Source organism: Vibrio sp. 10N.222.46.A1 (genome assembly GCF_041473595.1).
Classification (GTDB): domain Bacteria; phylum Pseudomonadota; class Gammaproteobacteria; order Enterobacterales; family Vibrionaceae; genus Vibrio; species Vibrio tasmaniensis_A.
On the sequence record NZ_JBFRSN010000702.1, the window covers coordinates 1 to 1088 of the forward strand.

At 43.6% G+C, this 1088-nt stretch carries 1 protein-coding gene and 1 pseudogene; both read left to right on the top strand.

The genetic code is table 11. From position 1 onward, the window contains the following. Nucleotides 1–101, top strand: a pseudogene (locus AB4496_RS18650) (trimethylamine N-oxide reductase system protein TorE); the annotation flags it as partial. A 50-nt stretch (nt 102–151) separates the two neighbouring features. After that, nucleotides 152–1088: NapC/NirT family cytochrome c (locus tag AB4496_RS18655; protein WP_372131597.1), on the top strand; the 937-nt coding region annotated here is incomplete at its 3' end.

A 1088-nucleotide genomic window follows, 5' to 3' on the forward strand; every position in this document is an offset into this window, starting at 1 on the left:
TTCCAATATTAAGTGTGGCTTTTGTAGGCGGTTACGGCTTCCTAGTTTGGGCACTGCAAGTGTTTGTATTCGGACCTCCTGGTGCTCACGGCGGCATGTAATGCCCTCTAGTAACAACATTTTTTAAAATCAATATTTAAGAGAGCTAAACATGAAATCATTTTTAGTTAAATTATGGCGCACAATGACTCGCCCTGCAGTACACATCAGTCTTGGTGTACTAACTATGGGTGGCTTTATCGCCGGTGTTATTTTCTGGGGCGGTTTTAACACAGCTCTAGAGCACACAAATACGGAAGAGTTCTGTGTAAGTTGTCACACCATGCGTGACAATGTTTACGTAGAGCTACAAGAAACGGTTCACTGGAAAAACACTTCTGGTGTACGTGCTACTTGTCCTGACTGTCACGTTCCACATGAATGGACAGCAAAAATCGCTCGTAAGATGCAAGCATCTAAAGAAGTATTTGCTCAAGTATTTGGTGACCTAGATACACCTGAGAAATTCGAAGCTCGTCGTATCGAACTGGCTAAACACGAATGGGATCGTTTCTCTTCGAACAAATCTCTAGAGTGTAAAAACTGTCACAACTACGATTCAATGGACTTCGAGAACATGCGCCCAACAGCGCGTATCCAGATGAAGAATGCAGCAGAACGTGATCAAAGCTGTGTTGACTGTCACAAAGGTATTGCTCACAACCTTCCAATGGATATGGCATCAGCAAGCGGTATTGTTGGCGAGCTAGAAAATGTAGCAAGCAGCACATCTTACGCAAATGGTTCTGACGTGATCTCTATTCGTCACCTACCAATGTACACAGATGAAACAGCAACAGTTGAAGCGGGTCTACTCAGCCCTGCAAGTAAAGTTGCGGTTATCGACGAAAAAGGCGACATGATCAAGATTCAAATCGATGGTTGGCGTAAAGCGAAAGGTTTCGGACGTGTAATCCAAGAAGACTTCGGTATGAATATCTCAACTGCAATCTTGACCAAAGAAGTATCTCAAAGTGACGTTATCACTGTTGGTGAGAAGAAAGAAGATGAGCTTACTGGCCTTCCATGGGAAGAAGTTAACCTAGCAC